The organism is Streptomyces sp. NPDC087428, from assembly GCF_044744085.1.
GTDB lineage: Bacteria > Actinomycetota > Actinomycetes > Streptomycetales > Streptomycetaceae > Streptomyces.
Window position 1 is genome coordinate 1 of sequence record NZ_JBIUXR010000008.1, and the last position, 23,979, is coordinate 23,979.

9 protein-coding genes are annotated in these 23,979 nt (G+C 72.4%); 3 read left to right on the plus strand and 6 right to left on the minus strand.

Features of this window, described 5'->3' with window-relative positions:
- Positions 1–274 precede the first annotated feature (274 nt).
- On the plus strand, positions 275–949 hold the full coding sequence (locus ACIO3R_RS18000; protein ID WP_402106633.1) for a nucleoside/nucleotide kinase family protein: 675 nt from the start codon (positions 275–277) through the stop codon (positions 947–949).
- Between the two features lie 68 nt (positions 950–1,017).
- The gene (locus ACIO3R_RS18005; RefSeq protein ID WP_402106636.1) at positions 1,018–2,148 is read left to right on the plus strand and encodes an aminopeptidase P family protein; all 1,131 of its coding nucleotides are present in this window, start codon (positions 1,018–1,020) and stop codon (positions 2,146–2,148) included.
- A 4-nt stretch (positions 2,149–2,152) separates the two neighbouring features.
- Here ACIO3R_RS18005 and treZ read toward each other — a convergent pair whose 3' ends face one another.
- A complete protein-coding gene (gene treZ, locus ACIO3R_RS18010; RefSeq protein ID WP_402106639.1) occupies positions 2,153–3,913 on the minus strand; it encodes a malto-oligosyltrehalose trehalohydrolase in 1,761 nt (586 codons plus the stop codon).
- Between the two features lie 168 nt (positions 3,914–4,081).
- Here treZ and ACIO3R_RS18015 point away from each other — a divergent pair, with 168 nt between their 5' ends.
- On the plus strand, positions 4,082–5,470 hold the full coding sequence (locus tag ACIO3R_RS18015) for a GH1 family beta-glucosidase (protein WP_385347089.1): 1,389 nt from the start codon (positions 4,082–4,084) through the stop codon (positions 5,468–5,470).
- 21 nt (positions 5,471–5,491) lie between these two features.
- Here ACIO3R_RS18015 and ACIO3R_RS18020 read toward each other — a convergent pair whose 3' ends face one another.
- The 5 genes from ACIO3R_RS18020 to ACIO3R_RS18040 all read right to left on the minus strand — a co-directional run bounded on the left by ACIO3R_RS18020 (position 5,492) and on the right by ACIO3R_RS18040 (position 23,927).
- On the minus strand, positions 5,492–6,901 hold the full coding sequence (locus ACIO3R_RS18020; RefSeq protein WP_402106642.1) for a hypothetical protein: 1,410 nt from the start codon (positions 6,899–6,901) through the stop codon (positions 5,492–5,494).
- A 66-nt stretch (positions 6,902–6,967) separates the two neighbouring features.
- Positions 6,968–9,634, minus strand: a complete 2,667-nt coding sequence (locus ACIO3R_RS18025; protein WP_402106645.1) for a hypothetical protein — start codon at positions 9,632–9,634, stop codon at positions 6,968–6,970.
- A 94-nt stretch (positions 9,635–9,728) separates the two neighbouring features.
- On the minus strand, positions 9,729–23,111 hold the full coding sequence (locus ACIO3R_RS18030) for a hypothetical protein (protein WP_402106647.1): 13,383 nt from the start codon (positions 23,109–23,111) through the stop codon (positions 9,729–9,731).
- A 4-nt stretch (positions 23,112–23,115) separates the two neighbouring features.
- Positions 23,116–23,436: a WXG100 family type VII secretion target gene (locus ACIO3R_RS18035; RefSeq protein ID WP_402106650.1), complete on the minus strand. Its 321-nt coding sequence runs from the start codon at positions 23,434–23,436 to the stop codon at positions 23,116–23,118.
- Positions 23,433–23,927: a YbaB/EbfC family nucleoid-associated protein gene (locus tag ACIO3R_RS18040; protein WP_385026176.1), complete on the minus strand. Its 495-nt coding sequence runs from the start codon at positions 23,925–23,927 to the stop codon at positions 23,433–23,435. The genes ACIO3R_RS18035 and ACIO3R_RS18040 overlap by 4 nt, the downstream gene beginning before the upstream one ends.
- Between the last annotated feature and the right edge of the window lie 52 nt (positions 23,928–23,979).

Here is a 23,979-nt window from a genome sequence, read left to right on the forward strand (position 1 = left end):
AGGCGAGTTGGTCACGAGTTTCGTCCGCGATGCGCATACCACAACAACGACAACCAGAACCGGAAGCAACACCTTGATTCCCGGCAAGCCCTAAGAGCTGTCCCGCAATTCCTGGCGGGCGTGCGACGACAGCTACGGCACCTCACCGCGTTGTCGGAACGTCCACATACATCCAGTATGCGGACGTCCCTCCGCCTTGCGATGCACCGCATCTGACGCCGCGCGCTGATCCGCCAGCAATTGCGGGACAGCCCTTGGCGGGACAATATCCGCCATGGACACCAGTGACCTCACCGGGCTGACGGCCCGCGCCCGTCGGCTCGCCCTGGCCGGGAAGCGCCGCGTCCTCGGAATCGCCGGCCCGCCAGGCGCGGGGAAGTCCACCCTCGCCGGACAACTGGCCGACGCCCTCGGGCCGCTCGCCGCGCTCGTGCCCATGGACGGATTCCACCTCGCCCAGGCCGAACTGGAACGGCTCGGCCGGGCGGACCGCAAGGGCGCGCCGGACACCTTCGACGCCGCCGGGTACGCCGCCCTGCTCCGGCGGCTCCGGGCACCGGAACCGGGGACCGTCGTGTACGCCCCCGCGTTCGACCGGGCCCTGGAGCAGCCGGTCGCCGGGTCCGTCCCGGTCGGTCCGGACGTTCCGCTGGTCATCACCGAGGGCAACTACCTGCTGCACGGGGAGGACGGCTGGGCGCCGGTGCGCGCGCTGCTCGACGAGGCGTGGTACCTCGAACTCGACCAGGACGTACGGATGAGCAGGCTCGTCGACCGGCACGTCCGGTTCGGGAAGCCGCGGCCGTACGCGGAGCGCTGGGCCGCCGGCTCCGACGAGGCGAACGCCCGGCTCGTCGCCCCCGGCCGCGACCGGGCCGACCTCGTCGTACGGCTCCGGCAGGCGCTGACTCCCGGCACCCGGGAGGAACCGCGTAGCCCTCGCCCCTGACCGCTCGCGCCCGGCGGTCCGTACCGGCAGGATGCAGGGAGCCGTTCCGTGCCGCCAGGAGGTCCCGCATGTCCAGCCCGAACCAGCCCGTGCCGTTCACCGCCGACGACTACCGGGCCCGGATGGCGCGTGCCGCCGAGAGCGCCGCCGCCGCCGGACTCGCGGGCGTGCTTGTCGCGCCCGGACCCGATCTGGTCTATCTGACGGGGTACCGGCCCACCGCGGTCACCGAGCGGCTCACCCTGCTCGTCCTCGCCGCCGGGCAGGACCCCGTCCTGGTCGTACCGACGCTGGAGGCGCCGGACGCCGAACAGGCGGTGGGCGCGCCCGCCCTGACCCTGCGGGACTGGACGGACGGCAAGGACCCGTACGCCGTGACCGCGCCGCTGCTCGACGCGAAGGGGCGGTTCGGGATCAGCGACAACGCCTGGGCGATGCATCTGCTCGGCCTCCAGCAGCACCTGCCCGGGACCTCGTACGCCTCGCTCACCGAGGCGCTGCCGATGCTCCGCGCCGTGAAGGACGCCGCCGAGCTGGAGCGGATCGCCGCGGCGGGCGCCGCCGCCGACGCCACCTACGAGGAGATCCTCACGGTCCGGTTCGCGGGCCGCGCGGAGACCGAGGTCGCCGCCGACCTGGCCCGGCTGCTCACCGAGCACGGGCACTCCCAGGTCGACTTCACCGTGGTCGGCTCCGGGCCGAACGGCGCCAACCCGCACCACGAGGCGGGGAGCCGCACCATCGAGCGGGGCGACATGGTCGTCCTCGACTTCGGCGGCCTCAAGCACGGCTACGGCTCCGACACCTCCCGTACGGTCCACGTCGGTGAACCCACCGCGCAGGAGCAGCGGGTCCACGACATCGTGCGCGAGGCGCAGGAGGCCGGCTGCGGGGCGGTCCGGCCCGGTGCCGCCTGCCAGGACATCGACCGGGCCGCCCGCGCGGTCATCACCGAGTTCGGCTACGGCGACCGGTTCATCCACCGCACGGGCCACGGCATCGGCGTCACCACCCACGAGCCCCCGTACATGATCGAGGGCGAGGAGCAGCCGCTCGTCCCCGGCATGTGCTTCTCCGTGGAGCCCGGCGTCTATCTGCCGGGCCGGTTCGGCGTGCGGATCGAGGACATCGTGACCGTCACGCAGGACGGCGGCCGGCGGCTCAACGCCACCGCACGCGAACTGGCGATCGTCGAGTAGCCCGTCAGCCGTCGGCCAGCACCACGCACGACTCCGGCGGAAGGTGCAGCGCCCCGTCCGCGCCGGGCGCCTCGACCGGCAGCCAGGCGGCCAGCACCCGGCCCCCGCCGCCGCGGTGCCGGCCGCCGCCGAGCGGGATCGTGGCGGGCTTCTCGTCCAGGTTGACCGCGATCCGCAGATCGCCCCTGCGGAAGGCGAGCCAGCGGGCCTCGTCGTCGTACGCCGGTTTCACCGTCGCCAGATCCGGGTCGCAGAGGTCGGGCATGGCGCGGCGCAGCGCGATCAGCTCGCGGTACCAGGCGTGCAGCCGGGCGTGCGGCTCCCGGCCGGGTTCGCTCCAGTCCAGGCAGGAGCGGTCCCGGGTGGCCGGGTCCTGCGGGTCCGGGATGTCCTCCTCCGGCCAGCCGTGCGCGCCGAACTCCCGCCGTCTGCCGTTGCGTACGGCCTCGGCCAGCTCCGGATCGGTGTGGTCGGTGAAGAACTGCCAGGGCGTACGGGCGCCCCACTCCTCGCCCATGAACAGCATCGGTGTGAACGGCCCGGTCAGCACGAGCGCCGCCGCGCAGGCCAGCAGACCGGGGGAGAGGGAGGCGGCGAGCCGGTCCCCGAGCGCCCGGTTGCCGATCTGGTCGTGGGTCTGGGCGTAGCCGACGAAGCGGTGGGCGGCGCTGCGGGTGACGTCGACGGGGCGGCCGTGCGTACGGCCGCGGAAGCCGGAGTACGTACCGTCGTGGAAGAAGGCACGCGTCACCGTCTTGGCGAGCGCGGCGAGCGGGGCGACGGCGAAGTCCGCGTAGTAGCCCTGGGACTCGCCGGTGAGCGAGGTGTGCAGACAGTGGTGGAAGTCGTCGTTCCACTGCGCGTGCAGTCCGGTGCCGCCCGACTCCCGGGGCGTCGTCGTACGGGGGTCGCAGAGGTCGGACTCCGCGATCAGCGAGAGCGGACGGGCCAGTTCGGCGGAGAGCGCGTCGGTCGCCGCCGACAGCTCCTCCAGGAACGTCAGCGCCCGGGTGTCGGCCAGCGCGTGGACCGCGTCGAGCCGCAGACCGTCCAGACGGTAGTCGCGCAGCCAGGCGAGCGCGCTGCCCAGCAGGAACGCCCGCACCTCGTCGGAGCCGGGGGCGTCCAGATTGACCGCCGCGCCCCACGGCGTGTGGTGCGTCTCGGTGAAGTACGGGCCGAAGGCCGGGAGGTGGTTGCCGGAGGGGCCCAGGTGGTTGTGGACCACGTCCAGGACGACGGCGAGCCCCAGCCCGTGCGCCGTGTCGACAAAGCGCTTCAGCCCTTCCGGGCCGCCGTACGGCTCGTGCACGGCCCACAGCGACACCCCCTCGTACCCCCAGCCGTGAACACCGGGGAAGGGACAGACGGGCATCAGCGAGACATGGGTGACGCCCAGCTCCGCCAGATGCCCGAGCCGCGCCGCCGCCGCGTCGAAGGTGCCCTGCGCGGTGTACGTGCCGATGTGCAGCTCGTACAGGACGGCCCCCGGCAGCCCGCGCCCCGCCCAGTCCTCGCGCCACCGGTACGTGGAGTGGTCGACGACCGCGCTCTCGCCGTCCGGCCCGTCCGGCTGGCGGCGCGAGCGGGGGTCGGGGAGCACCGGCCCGCCGTCGAGGACGAACCCGTAGCGGTCACCGTCCGCGGCCGGTGCGTCGGCCGTCCACCAGCCCGCCCGTACCGGATCGCGCTCCATGGACCGCGGCTCACCCGCCAGCCGCAGAGCGGCCGATCCCGCATCCGGTGCCCATACCTCGAACAGCATGCGCGTCTCCTCGTCTTCTCGTCCCGGCCCATGGTCGGCAGAAGCCGCGATCACCGACCGCTGACACTGGATCCAGCCCGTTACTGGCGATTAAGGTCTGGTCCTGATCACTGCCCTGCCGGCTTCTGCCATACGCACCCCCTCTTACTTACGGCTGTGGAGGCCGAGATGACTGTGCCGACGTTCCCACCCGGTTTCCTCTGGGGAGCCTCCGCCTCCGCGTTCCAGACCGAGGGGGCCGCCGACACCGACGGCAAGGGCCCCTCCGGCTGGGACGCCTTCGCCGCGCGGCCCGGACGGATCAAGGACGGCACCGACACCGGCCGCGGCACCGGCTTCCACCGGCACTACCGCGAGGACGTCGCCCTGCTGGCCGGTCTCGGCGCCGACGCCTTCCGGTTCTCGGTGAGCTGGCCGCGCGTCGTCCCCGGCGGCAGCGGGCCGGTCAACCCCCAGGGGCTCGACTTCTACGACCGCCTCGTCGACGAACTCTGCGCCCGCGGGATCACCCCCGCCCCCACCCTCTACCACTGGGACACCCCGCTCCCCCTGGACGAGGCCGGCGGCTGGCTCAACCGGGACACCGCCTACCGCTTCGCCGAGTACGCGGGCATCGTCGCCGAGCGCCTCGCCGACCGCGTACCCATGTGGATCACCCTCAACGAACCCGCCGAAGTGACCATGCTCGGCTACGCACTCGGTCAGCACGCCCCCGGCCGCGCCCTCCTCTTCGACGCGCTGCCCGCCGCCCACCACCAGCTACTCGGCCACGGCCTGGCCGTACGCGCCCTGCGCGCCGCGGGGGCCGACAACATCGGCATCGCCGTCTCGCACTCCCCGGTCTGGACCGCGGGGGAGTCCGAGGAGGACCGCTTCGCCGCCGAGCTGTACGACACACTGACCAACCGGCTGTTCTCCGACCCGCTCCTCACCGGCCGCTACCCCGACGAGAACTTCGCCGCACTGATGCCCGGCCCGGTCGAGGACGACCTGAAGACCATCTCCACCCCGCTCGACTGGTACGGGGTCAACTACTACAACCCCACACGCGTCGGCGCGCCCAGGGGCGATTCCCTCGACACCTTCGCCGGCTTCGACATGCCCGCCGAACTGCCCTTCGGAATAAGGGAGATAGAGGGCTACGAGACGACCGACTTCGGCTGGCCCGTCGTCCCCGACGGACTGCGCGAGACCCTCGTCCAGCTGAGCACCCGCTACGGCGACCGGCTCCCGCCGCTCTACATCACCGAGAACGGCTGCGCCTTCGACGAACCGACCGAGGACACCCGCCGGATCGCCTTCCTCGACGCCCATCTGAAGTCCCTGCGGTCGGCCATCGACGCGGGCGTCGACGTACGCGGCTACTTCACCTGGTCGCTCACCGACAACATCGAGTGGACCGAGGGGGTCAGCAAGCGGTTCGGTCTGGTCCACATCGACTACGAGACGCTGCGGCGCACGCCCAAGGACTCGTACGCCTGGTACCGCGACATGATCAGGGAGCAGAAGCGGCAGGGCGCCGGTCCGGGCGACCGGACCGGCGCGGACCGGGCCTGAGGACCGGCCCCGGGCACCCGGTCACGACGCCGTGCAGTTCACCTTGATCGGAGCGGCGGCGGCGTGCCGGTTGCCCGAGGTCCTGCCGCGGTTCTCCAGCACGACGGATATCTTGCCCGTGCTCACCGGGAACGTTCCGGCGTTGATCCACTGACCCAGGTGCGAGGTCTGGTTGATCTCGAAGGTGCCGATCTGGGTGCTCGGCTTGGCCTCGAAGTAGCGGTGGACGGCGTAGTGGGCCGGGTTGCCGCCGACCCGGCTGATGTTCTTGACGTTCGGGATGTAGACGGACACCTGGCAGCTGCCTTTGGTCACGGACCCGGTGGGGAACTTCCACTGGGCGTAGCCGGTGGATTTCGTGGTGCTGTTGGACAGCGGCACGCTGTAGTAGAACCCGCTGCATCCGTAGGACGTCTGGCTGCCGGTGCTGCCGACCCAGCCCTGGAGGCCGTCGCGCCACTGGTTGGACGTGGCGAAGCCCGGAGTGTCGCAGCCGGGCCCGATGAAGTGGCTGTACGTCACCGGGGCCACCCGCTCCTGCTCGGTCGACACGGGCTTGTCGGCCGGTTCGCCGGCGCTGTCCTTGGCTGCCGAAGACTTGGACGCCGAAGGCGCGGCGTGCTTCTCCGCCTTGTCGTCCTTCTCTGCCTTGGCGTCCTTGGCCACTTCGCCGGTGCCCGTGGCGAGATTCTTCGTCCCGGCCTCGTGCACTCCGCCCGTCGCCGCGCGGCCCGTTCCCGAGCCGCCCGTCCCGGAACCGGCGGAGGGCTTGCCGTCGGACTCCGGCAGCTTGTCACCGGGCGCGTTCTGCCGGCCCGGCACGAAACCCGGGCCCGAGCCGTCGGGGCCCATCCGGCTGCCCGCGGGTGCCAGCGCGGAGGGCGGCGAGGTGTCGTCCCTCGATCCGGACAGCCCGGAGATCAGGAACGGCACACCGACCAGGACCAGCCCGCCCGCCACGGCTGCCGCGATCAGGGGCTTGCCGGGGCGGCCCAGCGGGAGCACTCCGGTGCGGCGGGCGCCGGTGGTGGTGGCGGTGGCCTTTGCGGTCTCGGTCTCGGTCTCGGCGGAGGTGGCCGCGCCGGTCGTGGCGACAGCGGCGACGGTGGCGGTGGCGGCTTCCGGCGCGGTCTCCGCCTCGGGCTGCTCCTCGGCCTCCGCCCTTGCCTCCGCCGCTGCCTCTGTCTCTGCCCCGGCCTGCGTTCGGGAGGGTTTCTCGCCCTCGGCGGCGGCCGGGGCGGCGGAAGCGGACACGGTGGCCGGGGTGCCGCTGCCGGATGGCGGGGCGGCGGCGGTCCCGGCCTCCGGCTTCGCCGGGAACAGTCCGGTGGACGGCTCCTCGGCCAGGACCGTAACCGCCGCGGCGCGGGGGACCGGTGAGCCGGGAGTGCCGGACTCCGCACCGGCTGCGGCTGACTCGCTGGTTGCCATGACATGCCTCTCGGACGGATCAGGATGGGGACGGGAAAACGGGCGGCCGGGGTGCCGGCCGCCGGATCAGGTGGAGCCGGGGAAGTGGCCGGTGCAGCGCTCCGGCCACCTGGCGGCCGTCGCGCCGCCGTCCCGGCGCGCCGCCTCGTCGAGCCGTGCGACCGCCTCGTCCGACGGCGCCCGGAACTGGCGCGTCCCGCCCGGGATTTCGGCCAGCAGCACCCGTGCCGGAGCCTCCTCGGAAGCCTCGTGCCGGGCCAGTACGGAGAACTCGGTACCCGCCGCGAAGAGCGCTGTCGCACCGCTGTCACCCGGGGCCGCCAGCACCGACGTACGGCGTGCGGTCACCGGCCTCATGACGTAACGGACATGGCCGTCCGGCGGCGCCGGAGCACCCTTCTGCTCCAGGTGCACGACGTCGAGCGGCGCGTCGCAGCGCAGCACGGTTCCCGGAACGACGTCGTCCGCGATGCCGGGCCCCGGCACGGCCCGGAGCAGGGTCCCCCGCAGCGCGGGCAGTCTGCGCAGCCCGGAGGCGAGACAGGCGGCGTACGGGGCCAGCCCGCCCCCGCCCGAGGCCGCGTCGGAGGCGAGCGCGAGCGCTCCGAACCGTCCGTCCGGCGCAGCCGTCAGATACAGGTGTACGGCGACGAGGTCGATCCGGGCCTGCTCCTCCTGGGGCCCCCGCAGGGCGGGGAGATGCACCAGCGCCCGGTTGACCGGCCCGGTGTGCTCCTCCCAGACGGACGCCGCGAGTTCGCGGAAGGCGGCCCGGTCGGCGCCACTGCTGAGGCCGGCCGGGGCCGGGGCGGTGGAGTGCCGGGACGGTGCGGCGGCGACGCGGACCGGCGGTTCAGGTGCGCGCGGAGCCGGAGCGGAGGCCGGAGCGGAGGCCGGAGCCGGGGCCGGAGCCGGGGCCGGGTTGGGGGCCGGGTTCGTCGGGGACGCCGGCGTGCTCGGGGCCGATGCGACCTGCGGGGCCGTCCGGGGTTCCGGGGCCTGCGGGAGCGGCCCGGCTTCCGGCGCGGGCGAGTTGGGCAGTCCGGTGTGGCCGCTGCTGGTGGCCGGACGCGAGGCAGGCGCGGGGGCCTGAGCGGGGGCCTGGGCAGTGACCTGGACCGGGGGCGGCGTCGCGGTGCGCGGCACGGCAGCGCTCGTCGGGGGCGCGGGCGCGGGGGGTATGGACGCGGCGAGTATGGGCGCGGGCGCGGTGGGTATGGACGCGGCGGGTACGGGCGCGGGTGTCGCAGCCGCAGCCGCAGCGGACCGCGTGGGCGGCGCGGACCGCGTGGGCGGCGCGGCGAACATCAGCGCGTTCCGTACCGCGAAGCGCCGCAGCGCGTCCACCGTCTCCGCTCCCGCACCGGCGGGCGAGGCGATCTCTGCGTGCTCGCGGACCTGGGCGTCCAGCTCCGGCAACAGAGCGGCGAGCGCCTTCAGCAGGGTGCCCCCGGTCTGTCCGTCGCCGTCCGCGTCCGCCACCTCGATCCGCACCGCCCGTGCCTCGGCGGGCCGGTCGCGTACCGCCGCCGGGGGGTCGGGGGTGGCGCCCACCCACAATCCGGCCCGCACCGCGACCACGTACGATCCGCCGGGCAGGCGCCCCACGGCGGGTTCCGAATCCGGGCCGGCCACGGCGTCGGGCAGCAGCCACCGCAGCGGACGCGGGGCCGCCGTCTCCGCTTCCGCTCCCGTCTCCGCCGGGGCGCAGCTCACCGCGGCGAGCAGTGCGGGCCAGGTGCTCTCGCCCTCGGCCGAGACCAGCCGTACCTGCTCCTGGTACGTACCGTCCGAGGGGTTCGGCACGGAGAGCGGGAGGCCCGTGCAGACCTCCACTTCGGTGCCGAGCAGGTCCGCCACGCGCTGGGCGACGGGCAGCAGATCGTTTCCGCCGCCGGGGGCCAGCCGCACCCGGTCCCGCAGTTCCGCCGGCAGCCGGGCGAGCAGCGTCGCCAGGTCCTCCGCGAGGTCGTTCCGGCTGTCCGCGCCGTTCACCAGAACGGTCAGCCGGTCCGGGTGCACGGCGAGGGCGAACGCCAGATCGCCGGGGCGGGGCGCCGCCGTCCCCGTGGGGTGCAGCAGCAGGCCCGCGGGTATCGGCCGGACCGTGTGGTCGCCCAGTTCGCCCAGCGGCACCCGGGCCAGTGCGCGCTGCCAGCGCGGGGCGGGTATGCGCGCTCCCAGGGCCAAGGGCTCCGCGCCCCGCGCGAAGCGCCACCAGCCGCCCGCCGGGCTCGCGGGCTCGGTCACGTACAGCCCGCCGCCGGGCACCAGGACCGCGGCGGCGTCCGGCGCCTCGATCTCGAAGTCCCACGCGTCAGCCAGGCGTTGGGCCAGCGGAAGCTGCCCGTCGGGCTTCCGCGCGGCGGCGCCGGCCATCACCAGCCGGGCGGCGGAGCGGTGTTCGTCGCGCAGCCGGGCGAGCAGGCCGCCCAGCTCCTCGCCCAGGTTCCCCGCCGCGTCCGGTGCGACATCGACGATGACCACCGGGCGGTCCCGATCGACGCGCAGGTTCCGGGCCAGCTCCCGCACGGAGGTACGGCGGTCGGCGGAGGAGCGCAGCAGGAACCCGGACGCGCCGTCGGGACCGGATGCCGCGCCGAACTCGTCGAGGACCGTACGAGGGCCCTCCGGATCACGGGCGACGGGGCCGGGCGAGGCAGGGCCGGGGGACGGTTCCGCCGCCGAGCGCCGTCCGCGCCACCGGGGCAGCCGCGAGGTCAGTCCGCTCATCGGGAGCCCTCCCGCCGGGTGAAGCCGCTGCGCTGCACTGACCCTCCATCAACGATTGTGCCTGGTTGGGACGCTGACCATAGCTTCCGGATGTTCACGCGGGACGCTCAGGGCCGGTGGCGGACCCGCCGGTGAGGATGTCCAGGGCGAGGTCGGAGAGCGCCGAGGTGGCGGGCCCGTGTTCCCGATGCTCCGGGTCGGACCCCTCGGTGGGCACGGCAGTGGTGGCCGTGTCCTGGATCGCGGTCGGGGCGGGGGCCGTGGCGGGAGCCGACGACGGGCGCGGACTCCGGTCCACCCCCTCGCCCCTGGCCCGCTGGTTCCCGCTGTCCTCCGGGGCGGCCGACCAGCCCTCGCCCGCCCGCCAGCTGATGCGGAGCGGCGCGGTGTCCGTGTCAGGACCGAGGGAGTGGACCGTTCCGTCGGGCCCCGTGATGTGGAGGGCGCGTCCGAGGGAGTTCGCGTAGAGGTCCAGCAGGAATTGCGCGGAGCCGTCGAGGGTGAACGCGACGGGCGTCGACCGGCCGGGGCGGGGTTCAGTCCGTCCGCTGACGTAGTCGTCGAGGCCGTGGTCCATGGGGTGGACGCGGCCGGTGAACAGCCGGGTGGTCAGGTCCTCGACCGTCAGCCCCTGGCGTGCGGCGTTCGCGAGCAGTTCCCGGGCGCTGGAGGTGGTGGCGTATGTCTGCTGGAGGCCCACGAGCATCTGCCGCACGGCGTCGTCGAGGGGGACGTGGACGGCGGCGGAGGAGGCGGTGTCCCGCCGCGCTGTAGTCCCGGTGGCCAGTGCCTGCGCGAGGGCGGCGAAGAACGATCCGGGCCGCGTGGTCAGGGTGTGGCCACCGGCCGGGGTGAGGTAGGTCGACACGATTTCGTGGAAGCTCCGCTGAAGTACTCCCGCGTCGGTTCCGTACAGCAGGTTCATCGCGTACGCGTACGGGTTCGGCGCACCCGGCTGGAGTCCGGCCCACAGGCCGTCCTGGTGCGGCATCGGTGTCGACAGCCTTGTCAGCAGCTCCCGTCGCGCGAGGACATCAAGGACCGTCGGCGTTCGGTTGACGTTCTCGGAGGAGGGCGGATCCGTCAGCGGCACCCCGGATTCGCGCAGGTCTGCCAGTGCCCGGTAGGTGTCGGCCTTCGACGGAGTCGTCCCGGACGAAGGGCCCGGCTCCTGGAAGAGCTTCGTGTACGGGACCGGGTTGAGGTGGCTCTGCGGAACGCGCAGCAGGTGCCGGTCGATCTGCGACTCGGTGAGTTCGGGCGACGCCTGTGTCACCAGGGCGCGCCGGGACTGGAGCATGCCGAAATACAGCCGTGACAGATCGGTCTGTGTCGCGGCATTCTCGAAGTCGATCACGAAGGCGGTGCCGCGCACGGCGGGACGCAGCAGCTCGGCAGCCGTCCTCAGCTCCGCGGGGGACCGTGTCCCGTGGTCCTGGACGATCTCCCAGGCCGCGAGGTGCATCAAAGACAGGGCCAGACCGTTGAACTCGGCACTGCCCGTGCTGAACCGGACCGGGGGCGGCGTCGATCCGTCGCCCCCCAGCAGCGTGGCCAGCCCGTCGACGAAGAGGTTCGGCTCCGGTGAGTAGGCCTGGAACGGTGCCTGGCCGACCATGCGGGCCCTGGCCCGCATGTCCTCCCTGATCTCCCGGTCGAACTCATCGACCATGTCCGCCAGGTCTGCGGGAGGCTCCCCGAGACTCTTCTTCGGATTCTCCGCGTTGTACCGCTGCCACCGCTCGCGTGTCTCCCTGACGAGCTGGGCACGCCCCGGGGCGTCGGTCCCGTCGGGAATCCGGTAGCCGCCCGACATCAGCAGCGGCCGCAGCGGCGGTATCGCCGCGGCGGGGCCGGCCGTCGTGTGCGGGGGGAAGGCGAGCTCCCGCGCGAAGTGGTCGAAGACGTGCGCGCCGGACGGCGTGGTGTGCGGGTAGTCGTCGAAGTCCATGAAGGACAGGTAAGGGTGGCTGTTCCGTGTGATGAGGCCGTGCAGAGCCTGCCGGGTGGCGTCGCTCGTCAGGGTCGTGTTGCGCGCTTCCCCGAAGGGGAACGTCTTGGAACTCCACCGCATGGGCACGGCGACGACGGCCAGCGGGACCGGCGAGTCGATGTTGCGGGTTCCGGCGTCGACGGCGTCGAGGAGCAGCGACCGTTCGTTCTCGGAAGTGACCCGCCCGTTGACGCCGATGACGATGGCCACCCGCCCTCGCATCGCGGGGGACAGCCCGCGCAGCACCGAGTCGATGAAGCTCTGGAGCCGGCCTTCCCGCGCGAACGTCTGTCCGTCCACGATCGCGTTCACCACGTACGAGGCCGGGTGCCCCTGTCCGACGCCGGCGGCCACGTGCGCGAGGTAGCTCTGCGGCGTGAGGGTGCCGTGCCCGGTGACGTCCCCGGTGAGGGCGGTGAAGGAGGCGTTGCGGTACCGGAGCTCCTGCGTCAGGGAGGGCCGGGCCGTGGGAGCCGGCTGAGGGCTCGGGGAAGGACCGGACGACCCGCCCGTGCCCGGGGTGCTGGTGGTGCGGATGCCCTGTCCCCGGCCGGCGGCGCCGTGGTGGCCGCCCCGCCCGCGTTCCCGCCCGCGTGTGCCGTTGTCGGAGCCGCGCTGACCGAGGTCACGGTTCGGCCGGCCCCGCCGGTTCTGCTGGTTCTGTCGGTCCTGCGGGGAATTCTGGCTCGGCCGCCCGTTGCCGGGCGCCCGGCTGCTGTCGGCCGGCTCGATCCCGTTGTCCGGGGCCAGCCGGGACTCGGGTCCCCGCTCCGCACCCTGCCGACCGGTGCCGGTGGTCGACGGCGGAGGCTCTGTGAGCAGGTGAGCGACCGACTGCGTCTCCGCGTTGCGGGCGCGCAGGATGTCCTGGCGCTCGTGTCCCGTTTCCGCGCTGAAGAGCGCGGAGAACTCCGCGACGATCGTGTCCAGCCCCACCTGCGCCGTGCGCAGCCGCTCCTCCAGCGCTGCGCTGCGCTGCAGGCCCTGCTGTCTTTGTGCGTCCTTCGCGCGTGCCGCCTTGGCGATGTCCTGCTTCAGGCCCTCGACCGCGATGTGCTCCGTGTGGGCACGCCGACCGATGTCCCGTACCTGCTCTCGTAGGCCTGTGGGGATGCCGCCACCGGGATCGCCCGTCTTCAGGAAGGCGTCGAAGTTGGCGAGGTCCTCGTCGGTGAACCCCTTCGGCCGGGATGTGGCCAGGCGCTTGGCGAGCCGGTCCTCGACATGCCACCGCGCGTGCTTCTGCTCCTTCGCGCGCGCGGACAGCTCCAGGGTCTTCTGATGCTGCCCGGAGCGGGTGGGGGGCCTGCTCACCATGAGGCGCTCGTATCCCGGGGCGACGCCTCCCAGCGTGGTGCGCCCGGTCCCGTCCGTTCCGGTCCCGGCGGTGTGCCAGACGGTCATCCGGTCGCCGCCCATCTCGCTGTTGGGCTCCTCCAGGTAGCGGACGGGGAAGCCCATGAGCGCCATGGCTTCGAGGTTGCCGCTGCGGAAGCCGAGGTGCCGGGTCGTCGAGTGACGGTGGAGGTAGTCGAACAGCCGGAACTGCCCGGTACGGGTGGTGCCTCCCCAGGCCCCGGCCCCGGGGTCGTTCCAGAACTCGGTGAGGTCGACCACCCGCGCGTCGAAGGTGTCGTGGTGCACCCGCTCATCGCTGCCGGGGAGTTCCCCTTCGTTGAAATACGCCGTCACGGAACGGAGCTTCTGCTTGCCGGGAGACAGCTCCGCCCCTCGGGTCGGCTCGGCGCCGGAGTCTCCTACGATCAGCACGGCCTTGACGTCACCGAGTCCCGCGATGATCTGTGCGAGGCCGAAGTAACCGGTGTCGTGCTCGATATGCACTTCACCCCTCTTGCCGCTGAACCGCGACCACAGCACCGCGACCCGGTCGTTCTCACCGAGGGTGACGCCCTTGGCCGCCAACCAGGACTCCACGGCGGTGTCCTGCTCCTGATCCAGGTTCCAGGACTGCTTGACGCTCTCGCGCAGCTCCGTACTGAACCGCTCCCCCACGATCCGGGTGGCATCTCCGACCCCCAGGACCCGGTTTCCTCTCTCCTTGCTGCTCAGCCCCCGGTCATCGCCGAACGACTTGAAGAAGGCCTTGGACCGGGCGGCGTGGATCACCTGGATCCGGGCGTCCGGAATTCTGGATTCCAGGTAGAACCTCCGGATCGTCTCCGCCTTCCGCAGATCCGCCGCCTCCTCGCCGGAAGGGCCGTCGTCCGATGAGGCGGCTTGCTCCTTCCCGTACGTGATGACGACAGACAGCGCGGGGTCTGCCATGAGCGCGGCGGCGATGGCGAACTGGTCACCGGAGGCGTAGTGCGGCTGCTTGAGGTACGTCAGCCCGTCGTCCCGCTGCTGCGGACTGTGGCTGACGCCCTGCTGCGGCACCTCACCGGAGTTGTCGGCCGGGTGACGGTCGCTGTCCTGGATCGCGGGCTTGTCCTCGGCACCGAGTACTCCGAGGCTCAGCGGTATGACCGCGTTCTCACTGACCCGTTCGATGGTGGCGAGGTAGTCGTGCGGAAGGTTCTCCAGGCTCTCCTGCGCGGTGCTCACCATGAGGCCCTCGCGGTGCACCCCGCTCGCCAGGTCGTCGCGCCGGAACAGATGGCGTTCCTCGGGCCGTTCCCCGGCGTCGGAGTACTCGTCGGCCAGTCCGAGGTAGTGCAGGATCTCGTGAGTGAGCACCGCGTCGCTGTGCCCGACGTCCCACCCGCGCTGGTCGGCGCGTGCGGGCGGACCGTCCGACTGCGACAGCGTCACCACCTCGCTGTGCCCGGCCGACTCCACGAACTCCACCGTGACGTGCAGCTGGTCCCCCGAGTCCGGCAGCGTGTAGCCGGTGTTGACATGGGCGTCCAGCGTCGCCTGGAGGCGGGTCCGCAGCGCCGCCAGGTCCTGCGGGCCCAGCCCGTCGGTGAGCCGCACCGGCAGCGTCACGAAGAACTGCCGGACCGTCCGCCCGTCCGGCATCCGCATCCGGCGTACGTGGCTGCGGATCAGGGTCAGCGAACCGTCGAGGCGCCCCGCCTCGCGACGGGACTGCACCCGCTTCGGGTCGAACCGCTCGGTGTGCACGGCTGCGGTCGTCGTCTCGTGGAACGCGGCCACCTCGTGCGGAAGTACGGGGTTCTCCGTGCGTTCGCCCCTCCTGCGGCCGCCGCCGGCGGCCGTGGCGGGCGGCGTCGTGCCCTCGCCCGGGGCCCGGGGGGCGGGCCACTGGGGGGTGAGCGAGGCCAGCGACTGAGCGGTCGGGTCCGAGAGCGGCGGCAGCAGGAGACCGGGCACTCCGGTACCGCCCGTCCGGTGCGCCCGCGAGATCCCGGCGCCGAGCGCGAGCAGCTCGACGCCGGTCTCGATGAGCCGCGCGTCCGCCCGCTCGACGGCCTGGCGCGCCTCGTGCCACTGGTGTTCCAGCCGCGCGGCGTCCTCGGCCCGTGCCGCCCGCTCCAGTGCGGCGTCCGCCTCGCCCAGGGACCGGGCCGCCGCGTCCAGATCCTCGTACGCCGTGACGGCCTGTTCCAGCTCGGCCACCGCGTCGAGCAGCATGGTCTGCCGCCGGGCCAGGGCGTCGCCCCGGCCGGGGGCCGCCGCGGTGAGGCGCTTGCGGGTGGACTCCATCATGCGGGTCGCGTCCAGGAGGGCCTTGCCGGCCTCTTTCCTCGTGCGGTCGAGGCCCGTCACGAGATCCTGCTGGTCCGCGTACACCTGCTGTGCCCGTTGCCGGTCGAGAGCGGCGGCGGCACGGAGAGCGGTGGCCTGCCGCAGCGCTTCCCGCGGATCCGGGGCGGGGCCGGGCGGTCTGCCGTGCTCCTCCTCGAACAGGCGCAACCGTTCACGTGCGGCGTCGAGCCGGACCCGGGCGCCGTTCCGGTCGGGGAACACGGTGCTGTCCGGGACCAGGGTCCAGACGCGGGTTCCGTCGCCGTCGCGCAGCGCCAGCTCCAGCGTCTGCCCGCTCTCCTCGGCGATGGACTGCGCCCGGTAGAGCGCCTCGATCCGGGCGGCCGGGGTGGGGTCCGGGCCCAGGTCGAGCCACAGCTGCGCCACGGCTCCCGTCGGCAGCACGTCGCCGGAGGCGGTGATCAGCTGTGCGACCTGTGCGGGAGCCAGTTCGCGTACGTCCGGCGCGGACAGGTCCCACACGCCCTCGCCGCGGTGCCCTTCGGGGAGGACTCCGAGGCCCAGCAGATCGCGTTCGGACACCCGCAGCAACGCGGTGCCCGTCGCGTACCGCAACTCCCCGGTCGGGCCGGTCAGCGTGGTGACGGTGTCGACCTCGACCTCGTACGTACGCAGCCCCTGGTCGGCCCCGGGCATGCCCGCGGTGCCGGTCTTCTCCCAGTGCCGGGCGAGTGCCGACACCCCGCCGCCCTGACCGCCCGGGGTGGACTGGTTCGACAGGAGGGGCGCTGATCCGCCGAAGTCGAAGCCGCCCTTCGAGCCCAGAGTTCCGGACACGCCCAGGGTGAAGGAACTGCTGCGGGACGTCGAGGAGCCGGACGTCGTGCTGAAGCCCGTCACCCGCACCCGGTCGACCGTCACATTCCGGGCGGTGTCGATCAGCCGGGGCCGGAACACCCGCGTGGACAGGGTGACCATGGGGTGCTTCGCCGTCCCGGTGACGGTCCCGCCCGCGCCGGCGGCCGCGCGCACCGGGTCCATGGTGATGGTCCCGCCGTGCAGCAGCTCGGTCAGCCGCACCGCCGCACCCTCGGACGAGCTTCCGGAGCCGAGGCCCTCGCCGGCCAGCTCGGGCGCCAGCTCCCGCACGGCGAGCAGCAGGTCCTGCTGGTTGCTGAGCGCGTACGCGACCTCGTTGCCGGTCGGCCGCAGCGGTGTCGCCGCGGCGAGCGGGCCGAAGAGGGTGGGGTCCTCGGTCGCGACCACGTAGTCGAGCCGCTCCCTCTCCGGCAGGGGCGCCGGGGCCTGCTGCCGGGCGTGGTCCCCGGAGAACCGCAGGGTGACCCGGCCGGGCACGTCCACGGACGGACGGGTCCCGGACTCGCCCTCAACGCGGAGGTCGGCGGTGAACACGTACCCGAGCGTGAACTCGTTGCCTCCCTCGACGCGTTGCCACAGCCGGTCCTCTGCGGTGAACGTCGTGCTCACGTTGTCCGAACGGGTCGTCGAGCCGCCGGCGGAGGGACTGAACGTCGCCCTGCGGGAGTTCTCACCGGACGTCGGCACCACGATGCTGCCCGGCAGTGAGAAGCCCCAGCGGGTGGTGCGGGCCTGGCTCCGGGTGACGTTCGCGGGGGAGTGGGCGGAGTAGTTCTCCACCCCCGCACCCTGGTCGCCGCTCCGGCCGGTCACCAGCCGGAGCTGCTCCTTCGTCCACGCGGGCCTGCCGTGCACCCGCAGCGTGACGGTACGGGTGGTCGGACCGCCGGTGTACGGGAAGCTGAAACTCAGCGGCCCGCCCGCGCCGCGGCCGGGCAGCGCGCCGAGAGCGGCGGGCGAGGTGTAGTCCGCGATGCGCTGCGCCAGCCCGGGTACGTAGCCGCGGTGGCCGGGCGTCAGGCTGCCCGGCGCGTGCTCCTCGACCAGGCCGGTGAGCCGTTCGCGCAGCAGATGGGGTCGGCGCGGGTCCTCGTTGGTGGTGGGGCGGGGCCGGTCCGTGTGCGCGGTCTCCTGCTCCTCGGCCGTCTGCCCGGCCACGCTCTGCTCCTGGGAGTTGCTCCCGTCGGTCAGGGCGGGACTCGGCTCCGGGACGGGGGCCGGGAGCGGCTCTGCCAGGGGCGTCGCCTCCAGCACCGCCGCGAGTCCGAGCGCGCCGTGCTCGACGAAGCGGTACGGCAGCCGGGCGGTGGCGGGGCGGGACGTCCCGGTCTCCTCGCCCGCGATCCACTCCAGCATCGTGCCGCCGCGCCGGAGCTGATCGGCCGTGGCCAGGAACGTGATGCCGCCCGGCACATGGACCGTGCGCGTCACCGAGGCGGCCGACCGGTTCAGCGGCGAGACCCGCCGGTGCCCCCGGCGGACCGTCACCTCGTACGTGATGTCCGCGCCGATCCGGTGATGGGTGCCGTCCTCCACGGGCACCCGCGTCATGTTGGTCGACGCCGACGTCGTCACCGAGTTGCCGGTCCCCCGTCCGTAGACGCCCTTGCCGCCCGCGCCGCCCGTGGGCGGCTTCGGCGCGGCGGGCGCGGACGGATCATCGGTGACGGGCGGCGCGGCGGCGGCCTGCTCGGCCTCCTCCCGGCTCTGGCCGTACTTCATCGTGAATCCGGGCCCGCCCTCGTGCGAGGTGGTCCGGGTGACCTGGTGGGAGGCGCTGTCGGTGACACCGAGGTCCGTCTCGCCGTACTGCCGGACCGTGCCCAGGTCCTGCGGATTGCTGAGCACGGCCCGTACCTCGACGACCAGGTCGGTGCCGCCCGACACCCCCGGCACGAACAGGTCGTCGATGACGAAGACACCCTTCACCATCTGGTGCGCGCGCGACATCAGGGCGGCGGGCGTCAGCTGGGCGTGCAGCGCCTCGTGCAGCAGCAGGCCCTGGTCGGAGCGGTCACCGGTGGACACGGTCTGCCGGACCACCGTGGCCATGGACACCACCGAGTCGACGACGGACCTCGCGGCACCGGCCGCCGCCGCCCACCAGGACGACGACGAGGGGGCGTCGGCCGGGGCCGTGGCCAACGGACGTTCCGTACTGACGGGCAGGGTCGGGCCGTGGCCGGAACCACCGGCGTTGCCCAGTTCGTTCAGCTCGATGTCGCCCGCGTGCTCCTGCGGGTACGCGCCGGGTATCGGCGACGGCTGCGAACTCTGCGTCGCGAGGGGCCCGGTCTGCTGCGCGGACTCCTCCTCCACCGGGGGCGCCGCGAGATCCGACAGGATCGAGTCGACCGCCTCGTACAGCTGCTTGCTGCCGCGTACGACGTCGACGAGGGAGCTGTCGGGCAGCAGGAACGTCTCCTGCTCCGGCGGCAGCGGCGTGCCGGCCGGCTGGAGCACCGCCTCCCCGTATGCCTCGGAGAAACCCTCGGTGCGCTTCTCCGGCACCGCCAGATCGACGGAGACCGGCTGCCCGGCCGAGGTGAACGGACCGGGCGGCAGCGGACCTGAACCACCGGTGATCTCGGCCGCGAACACGGCCGGGACCCGGAAGACCTCCGTCTTCTGCTGGGTCGTACTGATCATCTGCGAGTGCGAGACCGAAGCCCCGGCCGTCGAGGTGTCCGTCGTCTGCCAGGTGCCCTTGTAGTCCGCGCTGAGAGCGCCCCTGAAATGACCGGGCGCGAGACCGGTCAGCTGGGTGCCCAGCTGGAAGGTGCCGGAGCTGCCGGACGACTGCTGGCTGGTTCCGGGCACGGACAGGCTGCTGATGCTCGGCAGGTGGACATCGCTCAGTGAGGTGACGTGGGTGGGGGCGGTGGTGTCCTTGGGATCGCGGTCCAGGGTCAAGCGGAGCCGGACGCGGTCCACACCGCCGCCGAGCCCGGGTTTGCCGAAGTGCAGGACGAGGCCGCCGTCGACCAGTTCGTCCATGGTGCCCAGCAGACCGTGCTGCGAGCCGAGCATGGAGAGCTTGCGCAGGTTCTCCAGACGGGCCTTGACCAGGCGCTCGTCCATGAGCGTGCCGTCCTGCCCGCCCGGCCTCGGCAGGTAGCCGTTGTCGCTGAGCCAGCCGCGCGCCTGCTCAAGGACCGCGGTGATGCCCGCGCCGTTCACCCGCAGGGGGGTGGTGGTGAGGCCGATGGCGTCCAGCCGCGTCACTTCCGTGGGCGCCTGCTTCTGCGCACCGGCCGCGGGCACGGCGCCCCGCGCGGTCTGCGGGGTGAGCGTCCGGAGCCGCACCGGAGTCACCGGCATCGTCTCGGGGGTGGTCCGTGTGCCGTCCGCCGCGATGAACTCCACGCTGTAGACCACGTTCGCCGGGGTGAGGACGTGACCGCCGTTGGTGCGGATGTTGTGTGTCACCCCGTGCGTGGCGCCCGCGCCGAGACTCTTGTCCTTCTGCACGCCGTAGCCGCCCTTGGGCTGTACGGAGCCACTCAGATGGAAGTCCCGGAACGACTTGTCCGCCTCCTCCGGCTTCTCGTTGAACACTCCGCCGAATCCGCCCTCGACGCTGTACGCCTGGGACACCTTCGCCAGCGAGTCGGTCTTCAGCTGACGTTCCAGGAAGCGTTCCAGGCTGTACTTCGGACCGACCCGGACGTCCTGGCCCTCGCGACGGGTCACCTCCGCGGTGACCCTGAACACGCCGACGGCGTTGCCGCGCTTGTCCAGCAGGACCGGCGACCACGTACCCGTGCTGCCGCCGGGGTCGTCCGTCGTCCGTTGCAGGGGGAGGGCCCCGAGCAGGTGCTCGGCGCCGAAGTACTTCTGCACGGCGGCCAGCGACCCGGGCCCGAGACCGTCGAGCCGGCCGCCGAACCGGGCCCGCACCGCGCGCAGCAGACTGCCGGGGTCGGACATCGAGTCCATCACCCACAGCGGCGAATCGTTCAGGTGCGCCTGGAAACCGACGGTGTCCTCCTGGCGGAAGACGTTGCCGTCCGCCGTGCCGTGACCGGGCACGGCCAGGTGCTCGGGGAACCACGCGGAGACCGTGCCGAGCTCCCGCACCCCCGCCCGGTCCGGCGGGATCTCCTGGAACGGGGGCGTGGAAGCCTCCCGCACCCGGCCGAGAGCGGTGTAGTCGAACGGGCTGGCCGGCTCCGTACTGCGCAGCAGACTGGTGGAGTTGACGGCGCTGCTCACGGTCGTCGACAGGCTCGTCTGCTGATGGGTGATGCTGAAGCTCAACGAGGTGGGCACACCGGTGAGGAAGCTCTTGAGCACGCCGAAGGTGTTCGAGAACGGATTCAGGGAGATGGTGCGCACAGCGGTGGTCGAGGCCGTGGACGTGCTGTCGAACGCGGCCGCATGCCGTTGCTCGTTGTTGTGCGGCGGCATCCGGCTACCCGCGCCGAACAGTGCGGAGGGCCTGGGCCGCTCCAGTTGCAGCTGCACGGCCAGCGAGCGCGGGCGGCCGTCGACGTCCAGGGTGATCACGTGGCCGTCCCTGCTGAGCAGCATCAGACGGTTGTCCTGGAGGGCCTGCGGGGAGAGCAGTTCGGCCAGCCGGTTGCGCGCCTCGGCGCGCTGTGTCTCGGTGAGGGTGCCGGTGAGCGTCTCCAGCGTGGTGAGCGTCTGCCGCTGGAGGGCCGTGGCGACCTGGTCCGGGATCGGCGCGAGGTGTACGCCGCTGACGCCCTCGGAGGCGTGGGTGCCGAACCGCCTTACCTCGTCGGACAGCCGCACGTTCGAGGGCGGAGGCGGGGGAGGGGGAGGCGGAGTGGAATTGCTCGGGCCGGGAGCGCCGTCGCTCTCGTTGCCGTCGTCCATGTCCATGTCCAAGCGGACGTCGGTGTCGGTGTCGATGGTGATGACGGTGTGCGGTGCTTGGCTGCTGGTCCAGGCGGGGGAGGCAGCCTTGGTGGACCCGTCGGTTTCGCTGGACCCGCCGGAATCGTTGGAGTTCTCGGACGGGGCGAGGCGGGACTCGGCGGGGGTGAGCCGGGTATCGGACTGCGAGAGCGTCTGCGGTGCGGAGTGCGGGTCCTCGGCCGCGGAGGATTCCTCCTGGACCTGCTCCTGTGCCTGCTCCTGTGCCTGCTCCTCCATGGTGGGTTCCGTCGAGGTCGTGTTCGGCCGGTTCGACGTGCTGTTCATGTCCGAGGACGCGGACGCTGACGGTGACACGGACGGTGTGGAGGCCGGCGTGTTCGCCGACGTGGTGGACGGGACGGTGGTGCCCTGGTGCGTCGTCGTCGACGGCGCCGCCACGACGGGCTGGACACCGCCCTCACCGCTGCCGTCGTTCTCGTCGTCGCTGACGAGGTTGCCGTGGTCGTCGCGTGAGGGACCGGACACGTCGAGCAGCTCGAAGCCCTCGTCGTCGTACAACTTCTGTGTTACGGAAGAGGAGTTGTCGGTGGTGCTGGAGACCGTGTCGTCGTCGTCCGTGGAGAGCAGCGACGAGGTGTCGCTCAGGTCATCGCTCAGGCCGTCGCTCGCCGTGACCGGGCCCGACTGCACTCCCGGACCGCTGCCCGCGTTGCTCCCCGTGCCGCCGCCGGACTCGTGGCCCGTGGAACCGCCCGGGGTCTCAAGACCGCCGCCGGGCAGTTTGAACCCGGCCTCCAGCGTCTGGTTGCGCAGATTGCCCCCGAGCTTGTCGCCCGCGCCCTCCAGTATGTGTCCGACGCGCCCCTCCACCATGCCGGAGCCGAAGGTCAGGCCCGAGGTGCTGAACGTGTGCTCGTCGCTGAAGAACAGGTTGTAGAAGCCCTCGGAGACCGCCGCGTGCGCTCCCTCGGACACGCCCTCGGTGATGCCGTGGACCCCGGACTGGGCCATCGCCCGTATGGCGCTCCTGCCGAGCTGGTCGGCCGCGCCCTGGCCGAGGATCTTGCCCAGGGCGCCGTTGCCCTCCTTGGCGAGCGGCTTGAGCGCGTTGTCCAGCAGCTTCGGGAGGTCCTTCTTGCCGGTGTTCTCCAGCAGCGTCCTCGCCCAGTCGCGGCCGACGGCACCCGCCTTGTCGCCGCCCAGGTGGTTGCTGAAGGTCTCACCGATGTTGCGGACGAACCTGTCCCCGGCCGCCTTGCCGCCCGGTCCCGTGGTGTGGGGGATGTCGTTCGCGAAGTTCTTGGCGAAGTCCTCGCCGAACGTCTTCGGGGCTTTCGGCCCGGCGCCCTTCGGACCCTTGGGGCCCTGCACGGGCGGCTGCGGGAACGCCTTGTCGAGCTCCTTGCCCAGCTGCTTGCCGCCGCCCTTGCCGAAGAGGTCGGCGAGCCTCTTGCCCAGTTTGTTGCCCAGGAACTGGAACGGTCCGGCCAGGAACCCCTGGATCATGCCGGACAGCGCCGCGCCCTTGGTGAGGTCGCCCTCGTACTCGTCGCGCGTGCCCTTGTTGAGCTGCGACCACTGGACCAGCAGGTCCATCGCGACGCCCATGCCCACGTTGATCAGCTGGTGCATCAACAGGGTCATCAGCGCCCGCCCGAGCCACGAGCGGATCAGGAACCGCACGATCGCGCACTTCGCCAGGTACGCCTGGATCGACGCCCCGAAGAAGAACGCCAGCGCCGCCGCGACGACCGCCTCGAACAGCAGCTCCACCAGCTGGGCGATGATCATGTACTTGGTGTACTGGAGCTGCGTTGCGGCCTTGCGGGTGTACGTCGCCAGCAGCTGCGCCTGGTCGGCGACCGCGTCGAAGTAGTTGAGCCCCTCCTCGCCGATGAAGCTCTTCATCGCCGCCTGGTACATCGCGGCGGCGTCACCGTCGAAGCTCTCGCTGGTGTAGCCGAGTGCGGCGGCGATCTGCTGCTTCATGTCGTTGTTCAGCTTGCCGTGCAGGTCCTTGTGGACCTCGGCCAGCGCGAACAGCTTGTCCTCGTCGCCGTTCGGCGGTACTTCACCGGTCAGCGCGGCGAACAGCCAGGCACAGTCGGGAGGGAACTCCAGGGACAAGGGGTCAGCTCTTCCGGGAGTGCTGGCCGAGCGAGTCGGTGATGTCGGTCTGGAGGTTGCCGAAGACCGTCGAGGCGTCTCGCAGGCTCTGCGCACTGCCGTTCAGCGCGTTGCTCAGCTCGGTGATCCCCGTCTTGGCGTCCTCGACGGCGGGCAGGTACTTCTCCGCGAAGGTCATGCCGAACTTGTCGGTGCCCCAGCACCCGTGGTACGAGGTGATCTTGTCGAGGTAGTCGTCGCGGATCAGCTTGATGTGGTCGGCCACCTGGTCCAGGTTCTCGCCGCTCCGGTCGAGTCCATCGGTGTCGACGTCGAGTCCGCTCATCGCTGCGACCCCCCGTCCGTGCCGGCCGCGTCGTCGTCTTCGACGATCTCGTCGAGCAGCGCGCCACCGGACGAGGGGGTGGGCGCCTTCGACGGGGGCACCGGCAGTCCCTCCTCGCGCAGCGGGGCGAACAGGGCGTCCCAGTCCAGCTCCTGGAAGCCGCCCTCGCCGGTCGGCGAGAGACCGGGGATGGGGCCGAACGGCCGGTACACGTCGGCGAGCTGCTCGGCCGCTCGGGCGCGGGCCGATCCGATGGTGGACATCAGCACGTCGGCGAGCTGCGCCGGGGGCATGGTCCGGTACCTCGCCGTGGGGAAGCGCAGGTTCGTCAGCTCGCCCTGCGGTCCGACCGTCGCCTCCACCGAGCGGTCCTTCGCCATGACGGTCGCGGAGATCCGGGCGGCGGCGGCCCCGGCCTCGGTCAGCTTGGTCCGGGCCTCCTCGAACTCGGCCAGCGCCTCGGCCAGGTGCTCTTCCATCGGGTTGCTCATATGCGCTCCGCGCCCTTCATCCCGCTCATCCCGCTCATGTCACTCGGTCCCT